The sequence below is a fragment of the Mycobacterium sp. genome, from assembly GCF_039583805.1.
Taxonomy (GTDB): Bacteria; Actinomycetota; Actinomycetes; order Mycobacteriales; family Mycobacteriaceae; genus Mycobacterium.
In genome coordinates this window covers 12,541-28,740 of record NZ_JAVKSH010000022.1, presented here as the reverse complement: position 1 = coordinate 28,740, position 16,200 = coordinate 12,541, and the positions used below count along the sequence as shown (strand labels likewise).

The 16,200-nt window shown below is 69.6% G+C and carries 11 protein-coding genes and 1 pseudogene; 1 reads left to right on the top strand and 11 read right to left on the bottom strand.

Going from position 1 to position 16,200, the window contains the following annotated elements; translation table 11 throughout:
• The first annotated feature begins 224 nt into the window (after positions 1-224).
• Positions 225-1,310 carry a MinD/ParA family protein gene (locus ABDW21_RS04680; protein ID WP_343600548.1) on the top strand — a complete coding sequence of 362 codons (1,086 nt, stop codon included), beginning with the start codon at positions 225-227 and terminating at the stop codon, positions 1,308-1,310.
• Positions 1,311-1,339: 29 nt separating this feature from the next.
• On the opposite strand, the gene eccA is transcribed toward ABDW21_RS04680, so the two are convergent.
• The 11 genes and pseudogenes from eccA to eccCa form a co-directional block, all read right to left on the bottom strand.
• Positions 1,340-3,157, bottom strand: a complete 1,818-nt coding sequence (gene eccA, locus ABDW21_RS04675) for a type VII secretion AAA-ATPase EccA (protein WP_343600547.1) — start codon at positions 3,155-3,157, stop codon at positions 1,340-1,342.
• 3 nt (positions 3,158-3,160) lie between these two features.
• Positions 3,161-4,705 carry a type VII secretion protein EccE gene (gene eccE / locus ABDW21_RS04670; protein ID WP_343600546.1) on the bottom strand — a complete coding sequence of 515 codons (1,545 nt, stop codon included), beginning with the start codon at positions 4,703-4,705 and terminating at the stop codon, positions 3,161-3,163.
• Positions 4,702-6,240 (bottom strand): S8 family serine peptidase, encoded by a 1,539-nt coding sequence (locus ABDW21_RS04665; protein ID WP_343710125.1) that lies wholly within the window; start codon positions 6,238-6,240, stop codon positions 4,702-4,704. The genes eccE and ABDW21_RS04665 overlap by 4 nt, the downstream gene beginning before the upstream one ends.
• On the bottom strand, positions 6,237-7,712 hold the full coding sequence (gene eccD / locus ABDW21_RS04660; RefSeq protein ID WP_343710124.1) for a type VII secretion integral membrane protein EccD: 1,476 nt from the start codon (positions 7,710-7,712) through the stop codon (positions 6,237-6,239). The genes ABDW21_RS04665 and eccD overlap by 4 nt, the downstream gene beginning before the upstream one ends.
• Positions 7,712-8,650 (bottom strand): annotated as a pseudogene (locus ABDW21_RS04655) (MinD/ParA family protein); the annotation flags it as partial. The gene eccD and the pseudogene ABDW21_RS04655, both read right to left, overlap by 1 nt.
• A 121-nt stretch (positions 8,651-8,771) precedes the next feature.
• The gene (locus tag ABDW21_RS04650) at positions 8,772-9,629 is read right to left on the bottom strand and encodes an ESX secretion-associated protein EspG (RefSeq protein WP_343710123.1); all 858 of its coding nucleotides are present in this window, start codon (positions 9,627-9,629) and stop codon (positions 8,772-8,774) included.
• A 54-nt stretch (positions 9,630-9,683) separates the two neighbouring features.
• Complete coding sequence (locus tag ABDW21_RS04645; RefSeq protein WP_343600542.1) at positions 9,684-9,974, bottom strand: WXG100 family type VII secretion target; 291 nt, start codon at positions 9,972-9,974, stop codon at positions 9,684-9,686.
• A 25-nt stretch (positions 9,975-9,999) separates the two neighbouring features.
• Positions 10,000-10,317, bottom strand: coding sequence for a type VII secretion protein EsxD (locus ABDW21_RS04640; protein ID WP_343710122.1), 318 nt, complete (start codon positions 10,315-10,317; stop codon positions 10,000-10,002).
• 144 nt (positions 10,318-10,461) lie between these two features.
• The gene (locus tag ABDW21_RS04635) at positions 10,462-11,661 is read right to left on the bottom strand and encodes a PPE domain-containing protein (RefSeq protein WP_343710121.1); all 1,200 of its coding nucleotides are present in this window, start codon (positions 11,659-11,661) and stop codon (positions 10,462-10,464) included.
• A 14-nt stretch (positions 11,662-11,675) separates the two neighbouring features.
• Positions 11,676-11,930: a PE family protein gene (locus ABDW21_RS04630; RefSeq protein WP_343600551.1), complete on the bottom strand. Its 255-nt coding sequence runs from the start codon at positions 11,928-11,930 to the stop codon at positions 11,676-11,678.
• A gap of 196 nt (positions 11,931-12,126) precedes the next feature.
• The gene (eccCa, locus tag ABDW21_RS04625) at positions 12,127-16,200 is read right to left on the bottom strand and encodes a type VII secretion protein EccCa (protein ID WP_343710120.1); all 4,074 of its coding nucleotides are present in this window, start codon (positions 16,198-16,200) and stop codon (positions 12,127-12,129) included.

Here is a 16,200-nt window from a genome sequence, read left to right as displayed (position 1 = left end):
GTTCAGTTCTGGCCGCCGGGGTTCCGCGCGGCCGCCCGGATAGTTTGCTGCGATTCGGCCCGGACCGTCCCGCCGCGGCACCGGGCCGACCGGGCGACACCCGCCGCCGGACGCGGCAAAGACCGGCCGGTCGGCTGCCGTGCTTGCCGAGCGGCCCGGCTGGCCGATACTGATTCCGTGCCGGCGGGGCGCGCACGCCGGACGGACGTGATCGTGAGGAGCTTATGAACGAGCGCGACGACTTCTTGCCGGACCGGCCGCGGCATGCGCATCCCGGTGGCCCGCCGGCAGGGCCGCCCCCTCGGGAGACCCGCGGCCCGCAGGCACTGCCGCCACAGTGGCACCAGCCGCCCCAACCCTACCCCCCGCCGGTGCCCCGCATGCCGCCTTTCGATGCCTGGGCGCCGACACCTGCCCGACGTCCCCGCGCGACTCGCGGCTGGCGACGCGCGGTCGCGGTGCTGACGCTGGGTGTGGTCAACCCGGGCCCGTCGCCACGGGAACGCCAGGAAGCCGAGTTCGAGGCCGCCATCAGGTCCGTCCTGCGCGGCAGCTACAAGGTCGGTGTGCTGGGCAAAGGCGGGGTGGGCAAGACCACCGTCGCGGCCAGCGTGGGATCGATCTTCGCCGAAGTGCGCCGCCAGGACCGGGTGGTCGCGATCGACGCCGACACCGCGTTCGGCCGGCTCGGCAGCAGAATCGACCCCCGGACCAGCGGCTCCTACTGGGAGCTGGCGACCGACCGGAACCTGCAGTCGTTCGCCGATCTGACTTCGCGGGTGGGCAGCAACTCCGCGGGCCTGTATGTGCTGGCCGGCGGGGCGGCGTTGGGTGCGCGGCGGGTGCTCGATCCCGCGGTCTACCGCGAAGCCGCCCTGCGGCTGGACCGACACTTCACGATCTCGATCGTCGACTGCGGCTCGACCATGGACGCACCGGTCACCCAGGAGGTGCTGCGCGACCTCGACGCGCTGATCGTCGTGTCGTCGCCGTGGGCGGACGGGGCCGCCGCCGCGGCCCAGACCATGGAGTGGCTGGCCGAGCGCGGGCTGGCCGGCCTGCTGGCGCGCACCGTCGTGGTGCTCAACGATTCGGACGGGCACGCCGACAAACGCACGCGCACGGTGCTGGCCCGCCAGTTTCTCGACCGCCGGCAGCTGGTGGTCGAGGTGCCCTTCGATCCGCATCTGCGACCCGGCGGCGTCATCGACGTCAGCCACGAGATGGCGCCCGCGACGCGGCTCCGATTCCTGCAGATCGCCGCGGCGGTCGCCGGGTTCTTCGCGTCGCGGCCACCGGGAAACCGTTGACCGATTCGGCCCGGTGCCGTCACTGACCGTCACAGCGCGATCGGCACGTGCTTGTCCGCGCACGCCTCGACCACCGCTGCGGTCACGTCGGTGGCACGCAGCGTCTCGAGGTCGGCCACGGTGACCGACCTCTGCGCAGCCCGGTGCTGCGCTGCTATCCGCGAATCCCGCAGCCGCTCAGCACGCTCGACGACGTTGCGCGCGAAGCGGCCGTTCTGCATGACGTCGATGCCGTGGTTGCCGTCCGGCGCCAGATAGGCCTGCAGCGTCGTGCATGCCACGCTCAACGCCTCGCACGCGGCCGGTTCCAGCACCGTGGCACGCGGCCGGCCGTAGCGAACCGCGATGTCCACCAACTCATCCGGCGTGTAGGACTGAAATCGCAGTTTCCGGTTGAACCGCCCCGCCAAACCCGGGTTGACGGACAGGAATTCGTCGACCTCTTTTTCGTAGCCCGCGCCGATGAAACAGAAGTCGAAGCGATGCACCTCCAGCGCGACCAGCAGCTGGTTGACCGCTTCCATCCCGATCATGTCCGGCCTGCCGTCGTGATGGCGCTCCACCAGCGAGTAGAACTCGTCCATGAACAGGATGCGGCCCAGCGAACGGTCGATCAGCTCGTTGGTCTTGGGCCCCGACGCCCCGATGTGCTCGCCGCAGAAGTCGGCACGCTTGACCTCGACGATCTCCGGATGGGCCACGATGCCCAGCCCGGCGTAGATCTTGCCGAGTGCCTCCGCGGTGGTGGTCTTGCCGGTGCCCGGCGGTCCGACCAAGAGCATGTGGTTGGTCTGGTTGGTCACCGGGAGCCCGGCCGCCAGCCGCAGCGCCCGGACCTCGATCTGGTCCTCCAGCTCGGCCACCGCCCGCTTGACGCCGGCCAGACCCACCTGGTTGTCCAGCAAAGTGCGGCCCTGCGCCAACAGTTCGGCACGGCGTTGTCGGTTTTCTTCGTCGCGGCGCTGTCGATCCGACCGCTCGGTGCCGGCGTCCCATTCGTCGGTGCGGCTGTTGACGGTTTCCTCGTCGGTGACCACCAGCTGCAACGCCGGATCAGCCAATGCCTGCTTGGCCGATTCGGTGAGCGCACCGTTGATGCTCGCCTTCGACAGCCAGAACCTGGCGTTGTCCTGCTGGCCGAGCTGGCGGTGTGCCATTCCCCGCACGTATGCCAGATCCGCGGCGATCAGGGGGAATTCGACGGGGTCGATCGCCGGGGACGGTTCGTCGGTGCGACCGGGGCGCAGCTCGACTCGGTTGGCCCAGTCCAGCGCGACCAGTGCCTGCCCGAGATGGGCTGCGGCGTAGGCGGCCAGCGTGGCGGTCGCCGCGGTGACCGCCGGCATGACGACGGCGTGCGGCGGCAAGAGGGTCGCCGCGGCTGCGATCACGTCGGGCCAACGCCGCGCGGCCGACATCAGGTACGCGGTGAGGTACTGCTGCCAGTGGTGGTTCTCAGCGGAGTCCACCAGAGACGGATCGCCCAGCAGCACAGCCGCTTTCCGGTATCGGGCATCGTCGACCAGGGCGCCGGCCAGCGCCAGGCCGACATGCGAGGCCTCGGTCGCCGCGATCGACAGGTACGGCCCCGCCTTGATCGACGCCGACAGCGGCACGCCGAGGCGGTTGGTCTCGCGGCGCAGTCGGCTGCCGCAGGCGTAGAGCTGCTGCAGCGTGGCCAGCGACGTGTCGCCGGTGGCGATGCGGCCCAGCCACGCGTCGGCCATCGACGAGTCGATATCGGTGGCCGCCCGAAACCAGCCGTGCGCGGCGTCGGGATCGTCGTCGAGCACCGCCATCGCCTGATCGAACCGCTTGCGGGCGGCGGTCGTCGCGGTGCCGCCCATCGCCTAGCCCACCGGTTCCGGCCCGGCGGCGCGCAGCACGGGCGGGTGCGTCGACACGTAGCGGTTTTCGGCACGGAACAGCTCGACTTCCACCGTGTGGTCGCTGCCCGCTGCCCGGACCCTGACCATCGCGGGGCCGGTCTGGGTGATCAGGACGTCGGCGGACGTCCGGTGCGGCGTCCGGTGCGGCTGTGGCGTGCCGGCCACGGTGATGACGGTGTTCGGCCGCGGCGGTGCCACCTCGACGGTGCCGTCGACAACGCTGACGGTGGTACCCGAGGCGGGTCTGGCGGCGTCACCGACCACGATTCCGGGGATGCGAACACTGTTCCACCGCTGCGTGTTTCGCGTGTGGACGGTGACGCGCGCACCCGCGCCCGCAAGCCGGGCCACGATGCGTTTCGCCACGGTGTCGTCGGCGGCGATGTGCACCCGGCTGACGTCGCCCGGGTCGTCGAGAGGTAACGCGAGTCGCTGGCCGGCCCCGACCTTGCCGAGCAGCACACCCGACGGGCCGACGGGAACATGCAGCGCCGCGGGCAGCGCACTGCGGCCAGCACCCCGCGGCACCGGCGCCGGGCCGCACAGATTGGCGGCGGCGGCCTGGATCTGCTCCCCCGGCAACGTCTGCACCAGCAGGCTCGGCGGTGCCGTTGGCGGCTGCGCACTGCCCACGGTGACGGTCGCCGCAGCGGTCCCGTCGGCGAACACAGTGACGTTCTGCGTGATGCCGTCGGCCCGCAACGACCACGCCTGCGCCAGGGCCTCAGACGTGAGGGCGCCCGGCCGGTAGCTGTACGTCGTCGACCAGCCGTCGACGCCGCGCGCTGAATGCCACGACTGCCTGCGCCGCGCCGGAACCGAGCACGCCAGCTGCCGATCCATCGCGGCGATGTCGGTGGCGGTCGCGACTTTGGCCCGAATCCCCTGCTGTCGCAGCTGCGCGGCGATCCGCTGCGCAGCCGCCACCGTCGCGGTGCCGAGCGAGGTGCGTCCCTGTACCGCTTCGGCGTTGGCGAGCGCCGCGACCTTGACCACGATCCAGGTTTTGCGCTGGCCGGCATACGGTGCGGTGCCGACCAGCGTGTCGTACAGCTGCGGGTAGTCGCCGGCGCCGGCCCGCCGCGAACCCGCGCTCACCACGCTCAGCGAGTCGAGGGTCAGGCCGAGGCTCTGGTGCAGCAGCGGCCGCAGACCGGTGATGTCGAGGGTGTTCTCGGTGAAGGCCGTCGCTCCGGCGAACAGTGTCGGTGTGTGCGGTTTGCCGAGCACGTGCACCACCGCGGCCGCGATTCCACCCTGGTATCGGATCCCGCCGCCCACGCGATCGTTGACGACGACGAACGGCCGAGTCCGGGTGATCGGCCGCCGGTGCCCGACGCACAGCATCAGCCACGACCAGGCCGGCCGCCCTCGCCATCGGAGTACGGCAACCGCGACCGCCACCGCCAGACCCGTTGCCGCACCGGCAGATCCGCCGCCGGCTTCGCCGAGCACGCAGCAGGCGAGGACACCAAGAGAGGTCGCGAGGCTGCTGACGGCGTTCATCGTGTCCGCCGGGCTCGCGCGACGACCCTGGCGATTCCCGCCAGGGCCAGCACCGCTCCCGCGAAGAACACCGCGGCGGTGCGGGCCCGGTGATCCGGCGGCGGCAGCGGTGCGGGCGCAACCAGCACCCGGGCCCGGGCCTGTGGCGAAAGACGTTCTCCCGCCGGCACATCGAAGGTCAATGCGGCGACAGGATCGACCACGCCGTAGCCGACCTGGTTGTCCACACCACGCGGCGGGTTGTGCGCGGTCTGCAGGATACGGTTGACGACCTGATGGGCCGACAAGCCGGGATACTTCGCACGCACCAGCGCGGCCACCCCGCTGACGTAAGCCGCCGCGAAACTGGTGCCCCAGAACGGGGTGGTCTTCTCGCCGGGCCGGGCAGCGGGATAGGCGTTGACCGGTCCCCCGGTCTGCGGGGAGAGCCCCATGATTCCGACGCCGGGTGCGGCCACCGCGACCCACGGCCCGGCAAGGCTTTTTGCGACCGCAGCCCCGGTGTTGTCGACGGCTCCGACCGAGAGCACGTAGTCGGCGTAACACGATGGCGATGACACCGTCTTGACCTGATGCCAGTCCCGCGGATCGGCCGGGTCCAGCGGGTCGAAGACGGGGTTCTGCGCACAGGTGTCTTCTCCGTCGTTGCCGGCGGCGGCGACGATCACCGCGTCTTTGACCGTGGCGGCGTACCACGCCGCCGCCCCCACCGCGCGCTGGTCCAGCGGGTCGGCGGCCGACGCACACGCGGCGACGCTGACGTTGATCACCTTGGCGCCCATGTTGGCGGCGTGGACGATGGCCGTGGCCAGGGTGGCGACGGTGCCGGCCCGGGTGCGCCGTTCGACGTCACCGGGCTGCGGGCCGGCGGGTTCGTAGGCGCGCGAGGACTGCCGGATCGAGATGATCACCGCGTGCGGCGCCACCCCGGCCACCCCGTCGGGTGCGCCGGCCGCGGGAGGCGGGACGTCCGGCGGGTTCTCCGGCTGATCGGACACCGGATCCCGGGATCCTGCGGCGGGCGGCGGCGCCGCGCCGACGAGCGCCGGGCCGGCCGGGGACGGAAAGGCCGGGCTGGTGGGCATCGGTGCAGGCATCGGAATGCCCTGCGGCGCGGCCGCAATCACCGAAGCGACTATGGTGCCGTGGGCGTCGCAATCCTGCAAGCCGTCGCCACCGGTGACGTAGTCGCCGCCGGGCACGATGGGCAGCCGAGCGGAGGGGTTGACCCCGGTGTCGATCACCGCCACCGGCACCCCGTTGCCGGTGGAGTACCGCCAAGCCGTGCCGATGTCGAGCATGGTGAATCCGGGCGCGGTGAGCGCAACGTTCGGGTCGGCGACGGCGACCGTGCCCGCGCAGACGTTGCGCTGGCGCATCGGCTGATCCGGGCCGGGGATGCCGTCGGCGGGCACCTTCGCCGGGTCGACGCCGGGCGGTGGGATCGCCTGTGCTGCGGCTATATTCGACGCCAGGGCCACAACCAGCGCCACCAGCGCAACGGTCGGGGCCCGGGGTCCGCGGTTGGCGGTCATCGCATCCGCACCCAGGTGAACAGTCCGCCGATCCAGGCGGCCAGCGGCAGTGCCAGCACGATCGCCACGAGTTCCAGCCATTCGACGAGCATCCGCACCAAGGGTGTGAACCGGGTGATCGGCACCAGCAGCGCCGCAACCAGAGCCGCACCGCCGAAACCGGTCAGCACCGACGCTGCCCACAGCACCGGCCCGACCGATCCGGCCGGCTGGTGGGACACGTAGTCGGCGACGCCGACACACGCGGCGGCGGCTGCACCGCACACCACCGCGACAGCCTGGCGTTTGTCCGCGAAACCCCTGCCGCGACAAAGGAAAACCAGCACGAACAGCCCGGCCAGCAGCGCCGCGGCCACGCTGTGTCGCCGCCCCGGCATCAGGCTGGCATGCACGGCGACGGGCAGCACCGCCGCGGCACCCACGCAGATCCCGGTCAGCACGCTGTTGGCGCGGACGGCACCCGCAGCGATCTGCGCGCCGCGCGCGGTGGGGTCCCGCTCGGATTCGCCGTCACCGTCGACCGGCGCCACGGCGTCGATCGGCATGCCGTCACATCGGCGGAACACGTCGCGTCCGGTCACCGAGCCGAAACTCGGCGGCCGGATGCCCGCCGCACGCAGCGCGACGGTCGGAGCTGCCGTCACCAACACCAGCAACCCCGTCAGGGAGCACATGCCCAGCCACTGCGCCGGCACCGGGCGCCACATCCGGGCGGCGGCTACCGCCCCGGTCAGCGCACACACCGTCATCACGGCCGCGGCGACGTCGAGATGACGTCGCGTCAGGGCGGCAACCGCCCAGGTGAGCACCGCCGCGGCGAGCACCCCGATGAAGGCGTGCGCCGAGCCCGGCCGGCCAGGCCCGGCGGCGGCAATCCCCACCGCCAGCAACGGCGTTGCCAGCCAGGCGAACCCGTCGAACAGGTCCTCGCGGTGCGGCCACCAACGCCACACCGCCGCGGCGGCGCCGGCCGTCAGCATTCCCAGTGATCCGGTGACCAGGCCGGGCGCCAGCGCATCGGTGGCGGCCCGGTTGCGCAGCGCCACCGCCGACACCGTGAGCGCGACGATCCCCAGCACGAACAGCGCCGTATGTGCCGCCGTGTCGGCGGTGACTGGCGCAAACAACGTCTTGCCGACCTCGGCGAGCCCGGAAGACAGCGATTCGCACTGCGGCACAAAGGAATCGCCGTCTGGTGCCGGAGCCAGGACCAACGTCGTGCCATCCTCGACGCCGAGCTCGTCGAGAGTTTTGCCGACGTCGAGCCGGACCCCGTCGACCCTGTGCAGCTGGTATCGGGCGCCGGATTCCAGTCCTGGCCCACCGCGACGTTTGAGTTCCTGGCTGACCAGCTCGACGACGTCGTCGAGGAACATCTCGATCGGCACCGACGCCGGGTAGACCTGGGAGATCAGCTGGTCAGCGCAGACCACCGCGACAGCGCAGCGGGCCGGCAGGGGTACGCCGGCCATCATCGCGGCCTCTGCGCATCCGGAACGTACTTGTCGGCCAGCGCAGCGGTGATCTCGAATAGCCTCCGTCGCGCCGTCTTGCCCACTCCATGGCGCGTGTCGATTATTCCGCCGCACGCGAGATGCGGGTCGTATGGCATGAATTCGACGGTTGCCCCGGTCCGGGCAAACCGTTCGGTGAGGTAGCCGCGGCCGCCGGAGTCGTACTTGTTGCGGCTGTCGTTGAGAACAACCGTGCTACGACTCACCAGCTCGTGATAACCCATCGACCACAGCAGGTCGATCGAGCGCGTCACCGGCAGCGACGTGTCCACCGTCAACCCGGAGACGAAGACCACGCTGTCGCAAACGTCGAACACAGCCTGCATCACCGGATGCTCCAGATCGTCGGACGTGTCGACCACGACGATGCTGTGGGTGCGCCGCAGCCGGGACATCACCCCGGTGAACGTCGCGGCAGGCAGCGGCCGCGGCTGATCCGATGCCCGGTTCCCGGCCAGCACATCGAGTCCGAGGCCGTTCTGCCCAAGGTACTCTCGGATGTCGGCGTAGCCCTGCACGTCGGTGTCGTTGAGGACAGCCGTGTAGTCGCCGGGTGGGGCCTCGTCGATCCGCCCGGCCAGTGTCCCGAAGCCGGGTACGGCGTCGACGGCGACCACGTTCTCGGGCCGGCACTCCCGAAAGACCGCACCGATGCAGGCCGTCATCGTGGTCTTGCCGACACCGCCCTTGCCCGAGACGACGCCGATCACGTACTGCTTGCGGATATGCCGACGGATGCGTGCACGCAGGTGCCGGAAGTGGCGGTCGGACGGCGACTCGCCGAGGTTCACCGCGTGAAAGGATGCGCCGTAGATCAGCTTCCGCCATCCCGCCGACGGTGGTAGTTTGCGCGGGGCGACCATGTCGGCGATGCGCAGGGTACCGGACACCGAATCGTAGGGTCCCGGAACGACACACAAGGCCTCGCTTTGGCTCGGGACGCGTTGTAGCGATGAATCATGTTGTGCCGTAGTGTGATTGGATATGGACGCGTAGGCGTGCTGCCACGCCGCGTCGTCAGACGGCCTTTCGATGGCAATACCATTCTTGCTGTGCGGGCAGCCGGCGCATCATGTGCCGCACCGCCGCGCCGATCGAGCTCGCCGTCCCGGGCGAGACGACTATCCATGTCCCACCGGCGAACCGGAGGTGTTCGGCGACCAGCCGGCCGCTCGGCGTGTCGATGACGGTTACCGCTCCGGGCTCGACGTGCGCCCGGGTGGGGCGGCCGGTGTCCACTCCGCACTGCGCGGCGACGATAGACACCTGACGGCAAGTCCCGGCGTCGGCGGCAAGCGCCAACAGGTGGCGCTGGTCGGCATCGAGGCCTTGCCCGGCCACGTGCCGGCGTACCGCGTCGAGGCTCGTCGCCTCGGCCCGCAGGGCCGCGCCGTCCAGCGTGACCGGCTTGAGCGGCGCCGGCGGCTCGACGCCGCAGAGCCGCTCGACCTCGGTGAGGATCAGCGCCTGGGCCTCACCTTCGGTTCCGGCCGTTCCCGACCCGCGAATCGCGACGCGCTCCGCCGCCCGTTCCAGCGCAACCCACCAGTGCGCGAATCGCGCCAGCAGCACACGCCGCAGCGCGTCTGCGGGCGTGCGGACGGTCACCAGCAGGCCGATGTCGCGGCGGGATAACACAGCGAGCCATTCCGCGGCGGCGGGAGCGACGTCGTCCGACTCACCGACGACGCCGTTCGCGCGTAGCTCCGACATGACAGGGTGCGCCAGCGCGAGCCTTCGGGGCTCGGCGCGGGGCAGGTGCGGCCGCAGCCCCAACTCGGTTGCGACGACCTCGGTGCCGGTCAACACCTGCAGTACCCACAGGCCGTCCACCGTCGTGGTCAACATGTCGCGCTGCACCCCGATCGCCGCCATCTGATGTCCCCCATCCAATTCCGTTGTGCGCTACACACAAACCCGTGCGGTCTACTACAGGAACGCCTGACTGATCGCCAGGTCGGTGGCCTGTGCGCTTTCGGCGGTGTTGTTGACCACGTGGCCGTGTTGGCTGATGGTCTGGATCAGCCCGTCCAGCCCGTGCAGCATCTGCTGCTGGGCGTCGAAGAACGCCGTTGCTCCGGAACCCTGGAAGAAGTCGGTCAGCGCCCGGGTGCGCTGCGCGATGTCGTCGTGGATTTCCATCAGCTGCGCCGCGCGGGATGCCACGTCGGAGGCGAATCCGGTGACCGCACCGTAGTTGTAGGTGATGTGCTCGGACATGTCGGTGTCTCCTTGCTCTCGTGGCCTACTGCGATCCGCCGAATAGGCCGGTGAACCCTTGTGACGCATCGAACTCGTGGTTCTCCATCAGCACGGCTGCACGCCCGAGGCCGTGTGCCAGGCGCTGGCCGCCCGCCACCGTCTGCTGCAGGTCGTGGTTGATTCGTCCCGCTGTGGCCAGCGACGTGAAACTGGCCTGGCCGTGCCAGGACGCGACGCCGATGACATTTTCGTGGCTGCTCAGATATTCGCCGGCCACCGCGGTCGCGTACTGTAGGGCCGATTCGATGGCCTGCTGGGTGCTCCTCAACAGTTCCGGTGTCACGACGGTTGCGTTCGGCATGCGCTCTCCTCGGTTGTGTCGGCTTCGGGTGCCGGGTATGAGTCTAGGACCCGACGCTCACCTGTCACTTCACCCTGTAGCAAACTTTACTTGGCTTGAGTTTCCCTATTTTACCAGTTAATAATATCCGCACAGCAAAGTTTGTTAAAGCGGCTGCTGTCGCTCTTCCGGGTCGGCGGCGACGCGCGCATGATCGACGGCTTGCTTGTCGGAAGCCGCTCGTGCCCGCGCCGGTGTGTCTCTCGGCGACAGCGGGATCGAGCTGCCCGCCCCGGGTGAGGCTGTGCGGCCGCCGACTTCGGCGCTGCCCGATGCGCTCCGCAGACCGGTGGGCCGGCCACCGGCCGGCGGTTCGGCAGCGCCGGCGGGACGGGTATAGCCGCCGAGCCCGGCATCCGGGCCGCCCCCGGGGCGCATACCGGTTGCGCCGCCCCCCGATTCGGCCTCGAGTTGCCGCTCGACGCTTGCCTCCGCCGGTTCGGCCGCGACGTCGGCCCCGGCTGCCCGGCCGGTCGGCTCGGTCGGCCCGGATAGCGCGCCGAATGTCTGCATCAGCGATTGCGGCATCCCGGCGATACCCTGCACCGCCTGCTGGGGCGCCTGCAGCAACGTGGTCAGAGGGGCGGCGCTCGATGCCAATTGCTGCAGGGGTTCGGCGAACGAGTCGATCTGCCCGCCCGTCCCGACGGTCGCGGACGCCGTCCGGCCCGCGGTCTGAGTGGCCTGATCCGACAGGCCGATCGCGTCACTCATCCCGGTCTGAGCCGCCACCTCGCCGAGGGCCTCTCCCGCGGCTGCGGGGCCGGCCGGAGACGCACCCGGCGGCGCAACCGGCGGGGGTACGGCCAACGCTGCGCTCAACGTTCCCAGCACAGCCGAATACGCCCACCCCACACTGGAGTTGTGCGGCCAGTGCTCCCCGAAATACTCGGTGTCCAGCGCGACGATCTCCGGCGTGCGGAGACCGAAGAAGTTGGTGGCGTTGGCCTCCGCCCACTCGTCGCGGTTGGCCTGACACACCGTCGAAGGGATCACCGACGACCGCGCGACCGTGAAGGCGTCCACGGCGGCCAGCGTGACAGCGATCTTCTCCGCCGTCCAGCCGGCCAGCGCTTGCAGTCCGGCATTGAGCCCGAAGATGACCGCGGCCGAGGCCTGTGCGCCCAAGCCCTGCCACTGCGTCACGGTGATTGCACCGTTGACGGCCGAGACCCCCAGACACGTCTGGTGGCTTGTGGTTTCGCTGACCCAGGCCGCGTTGTTGGCGATAACCGATGCCGGCGAACCTGCTTCGAACGTGGCGGCGATCGCCTCGGGCGGGCCTGTCCACCGGGGGTCGGGCATGGTGTCTCGCTACGTCACGCCAAGTTCGCTGCGCGGAGCACCTCGGTGGCGTCATACGTGCCTGCCGCGAGTCCCTGCCCACCCGCGACGGACGCCCGCTGGCCGAAGTGCTCGGCGGTGGCCGCGAGATAGGCCGCACCGGCCGCGTTCAGCGCGACCGCGAACTGCGCCGAATCCGCGTCCGGCGCCATCGGCTCGACACCGGTGAGCGCCGTCGCGTCGGCCGCCGCGGTGACCGCGAGCTGCGCGCTGATTCCTTCTTCCGTCATCGCCGACACCTGCACAGCGCCCGGAGTTACGTTGAACGGCAATGCCATATCCCCTCCCTCATTCGACAGCTCGCGACGACCGGAGATTTCCGGGCGCCGGGCACCCCCCAAATACCTTGATGGACGCCGACGACGTCCACGCGGCGGACCCCAGTCTAAGACGGTTCCCGGGGGTCTCCGCACACCAATTTCTCCACTACCCCGACGATCCGACCAACACCCCCTCGACCGTTCCGTCGATGGCCACCAGCAGGCCACGTCCGGCCGGCAGCTGCTGGGCGCTGACCCGGCCGAACACCTTCACCGCCGTGGGATCGTTGTCCATGAACAGAGTCGGTGCCCGCGAACCGGTCATCTTCGCCAAGAACGGGTTCATCACCGACACCGCGGCCCAGTTGCCGGGCAGGCGCGCAGCGATGACGTGCAAACCGATCTCACGGCTGCGTTCGATCAGTCCCCACAACGGTGCCGTCGCGGCGGCCTTTGCGACTCCCCCGTGTGGCCGAAGCTCCTGTTCGTCGTCGATCAGGACGAACTGGCGCGGGCCCTGCCAGGAGGGCCGCTCGAGCAGTTCCTGCTGGCTCAGACCCGATGGCGGCAGCCGGTCACGCAGGGTTCGCGCCAGGTCCTCGATCAGCTCGTCGATGTGATCGGGCGCGTAGGCGTAGCCGCGCACGTGTGGGCCGGTGATCCGGCCGATCAGCGACGTCTTGGGATCGATGATGCTGATCTGCGCCTCCTGCGGCGAGAACCGGCTGATGATCGCTCGCCCGAATGTGGCCAACGTCGTTGACTTGCCGCATAACTGGCGGCCGATCACCAGCAGGTTGGGCGTCGCCCCGGTCGGCAGCCACACCGGTTGTAACGCGCTTTCACCGATCGCGAACGGGATGTTGCGCGCGTCGGCCGCTTCGGCGGTTTCGGAGAACATGCCGAGGATCTGGTCCAGCCGGACGTGGTCGGGCAGCCGCGCCAGCTTGTCGACCCTCGTCGCGCCGGCCATGGCGGTGACGAGCGCGCCCACCTCGCGGGCCGTCGTTCTCGAGCCGTCGGCGCCGGTCATCTCAGGCCGTGCGACCAGCCACTCGTGTCCGTGCGCGGTCAGTCCGAAACCCGGCTTGTCCAACGTGTTTCGCGCGGCTTTGCGCTGCTCGAAGCCGGCGCCCAGCTGTGATTCCTCGGGGTTGCTCAGCCGCAACTGGATACGCGCGTTCGAGACGTTGAGCAGGGCCTGCTTCTGGCCCACAAGCCAGGAACTGGCGCTGCTGATGACGTGTACACCGTAGGACAGGCCCCTTTTCGCGACGCCGATGGCACGCTCACCCAGGCCGCTGTCTTTGTCGTAGAGGTCGCCGAAGTTGTCGATCACCAGGAACACGTCGCCGAACCTGTCGTCGGGATCGGTGGCGCCGCCGCGGCCGAAGCGGCGTTCGCGGAATTCGCAGACGTCGATCTGGTGGTGGGTGAAAGACGCTTCCCGCGCCAGTATCAGTGCTTCGACCCGGGCGATCGTCCGCGAAACTCCCTCGGAGTCGAACAGGCTGACCACAGATGCGACATGCGGGACGTCTGCCACCGGGTACAGCGACGCCCCCAAACAGAAGAAGCTCACCCGATCCGGTCGGTACATCAACGCCGCGGCGACCACCAGCGTCATCAATGTCGTCGACTTGCCTCGCTGCGCGGTGCCGACCACCATGACGTTGTCCATCTCGGCGTCGATGCTGTGGACACGTTGCGCATGCTCTTCGGGGATGTCGACAACCCCGACCGGGAAAACCAGGCCCCCGTTCCTGCCGTAGCCGACATGCCATGGCTTGCCCCGCCAGCGTGCGACGAGCTCGTCCACCGGCTCGCTCACGTCCAGAGGCGGCAGCCAAATCCGGTGCGGTGCCCGCGCCGGGTGGCCGACAAGCGAGTCGCGGATCACGTCGACCAGTTTCTTCCGGCGGAAGCCGTCGGCGTGAAACAGGAACTCGTCGGGCTGATCGGGCTGGCCGGCGTCGGTCGATGTCATGGCGTGCGCACCGTCGGGCGGTTGGAACTGTGCGGTGAACAATCGTGGTTTGGCCGAGACCACATCGGGGGTGCCGCGCGCGCCCGCCGCGCGGTTCGGCACTACGAACGGCGCCGACACATAGAAGCACCGGAATTGCTCCAGGTCGCGCGGACCGACCTTGAGCAAGGCGTAGCCGTTCTCCTGCGACGGCAGGTGCAGCGCGGCGTCGCTGCCGATCACGTCGCGGGAGTCCTCGGCCGTCTCTGCCCGCAGCGCGACCCGAAATGCGATGTTGCTCTTGACCTTGCTCAGCGACGACAGATCCAGTCGTTGGCCGCCGAGGGTGAAGAACACGTTGCAGCCGCGCCCTTCCTGGCCGATGTGTATCACCAGGTCGATCCAGGCCGGATGCTGGGAGAACAGTTCCAGGTACTCGTCGACGATGACCAGCAGAATGGGCACCGGCTCCAGCTCCCGGCCCGCCAGTCGCACCTCCTCGTACTCGTTGGCGTCGCGCACACCGGCGTCTTTGAACAGCGCATAGCGCCTTGCGATCTCGCCGTCGATCGCTTTGCGCATCCGCTCGGCCAGATGTCGGTCGTCTTTGCCCAGGTTGGACAGCGAACCGGCGACGTGCGGGAATCCGTCCAAGTCCTGGGCCGCGGACTCGAACTTCATGTCGACGAATATCACGGTGAACGTTTCCGGTGAATGCGTCAGCGCGATGCCGGTGCACAGCGACAGAAAGTACTCCGATTTGCCTGACCCCGACGTCCCGATCACCACCGAATGGAATCCGAAACCGCCGAAGTCTTTGGCGCGCAGCGCAATATGCTGCAGCTCCCCGTTTGGTCTCACACCGACGGGCACCATCGCCCACCTCGGGTCGCCTCGCCCGCGGCTTTCCGTCCACAGCCGTTCGACATCGAGATGGCGGGGGTCGCCGATGCCCAGTGCCCCCAGCAGTTCGCTGCCCCGGCCGCCTGTCTTGGACACCTCGCCGGCCGTCGCCGGCGAGTAACGCGCCACTGCCCGCGCGTAGCGGTTGGCCGTGCTGTCGCCGAGTATGTCGGCCACGGCGTAGAGCGCGCCGCGATGCCAGAGCTTGCCGTCGCGCACCGCGAACCGCTGGCCGTCCTCGGCGAAACCGACCCCGCTGCCCCGGCCGGGCGCCAACCGCAGCAGCGTGATCCCCGCCATCCCCTTCTGGCCGATCACGCCCTCCCACTGCTCCGGTGTGCCGGTGTTGTCGTCGACGACCACCCAGTGCGGACCCAGCGCGGCGCCGCCCGCTGTCACCATCGGCGACGGTGCCGTGGTCGGGCTGGACCCGATCGGAGGCGTCCACGGCCCGCGCCCCTTGCAGTGCAACTCATCGTCGAGCAGCTCCTCGATCTCGGCCGGTGACCCGAACACCAGACGTCGCTTCCCACATGCGTCGACCATGTCGTCATGCTGGTTGTGCGGCAACCAGATCAGCCACGACCACGACTCGGGGCGGCGCGTTACCACCAGAAACTTGACATCGTCAGGGCTGTGGTAGCCGGCAAGCGAACACAACACCGACCGCAGCACGCCGCGCAGGTCGTCGGGCGCCTCGCCGGTGAAACTGAAACCGGGCTGCGAGGACAAGCTGAGCACCTTGCCGATACCACGGATCTTGCTCTGTCCCAGGATGAAATCCCTCAGCGCGCCGCCCGTCACCGGTTCCAGCTCGTCGCCGACCGGGACGTCGGGCCACTGCAACGACACCCCGCAGTCGTCGGCATGCGCGACACCGATCCCGAGGCGGACGTCGAGGAAATCCGGATCGCCCCTGCGGCGTTCCCACATCCGGCTGCTGCCGACAACCGTGCCCAGCTGTGCCGGGTCGGCGTGGACGAACAGGTGGCTGCGCCGCCGCTCGGCCGCGGCGCGCTGGATCTCTTCGCGGTTGTCGTCCAGGTGGCGCAGGTAGGCGCGGCGCTGCTTCTCCAGCTCCCCCCACGTGATCCGGCGTCCACGGCTGAAGCGTCCGCCGAACAGCAGCGCTCCGAAACCGAAGAGCCCCATCATCGGAAACAACCCCGACTGCACCGAACGGACACCCGAGGCGTACATCACCACCAGGGTGCCCAGAATCCCGACCAGAATCGCCGGTGCGGCGATCATCAGCGCGATGTTGCGCGGCTCCCGTTCGGGCAAGGACGAGGGCGCGGCGACGCTGACCCGGATGGGCGCGACGACCGGCGGCGGCATCCGGGCGCTTCGCACGAAACCTCGCTTGGACAC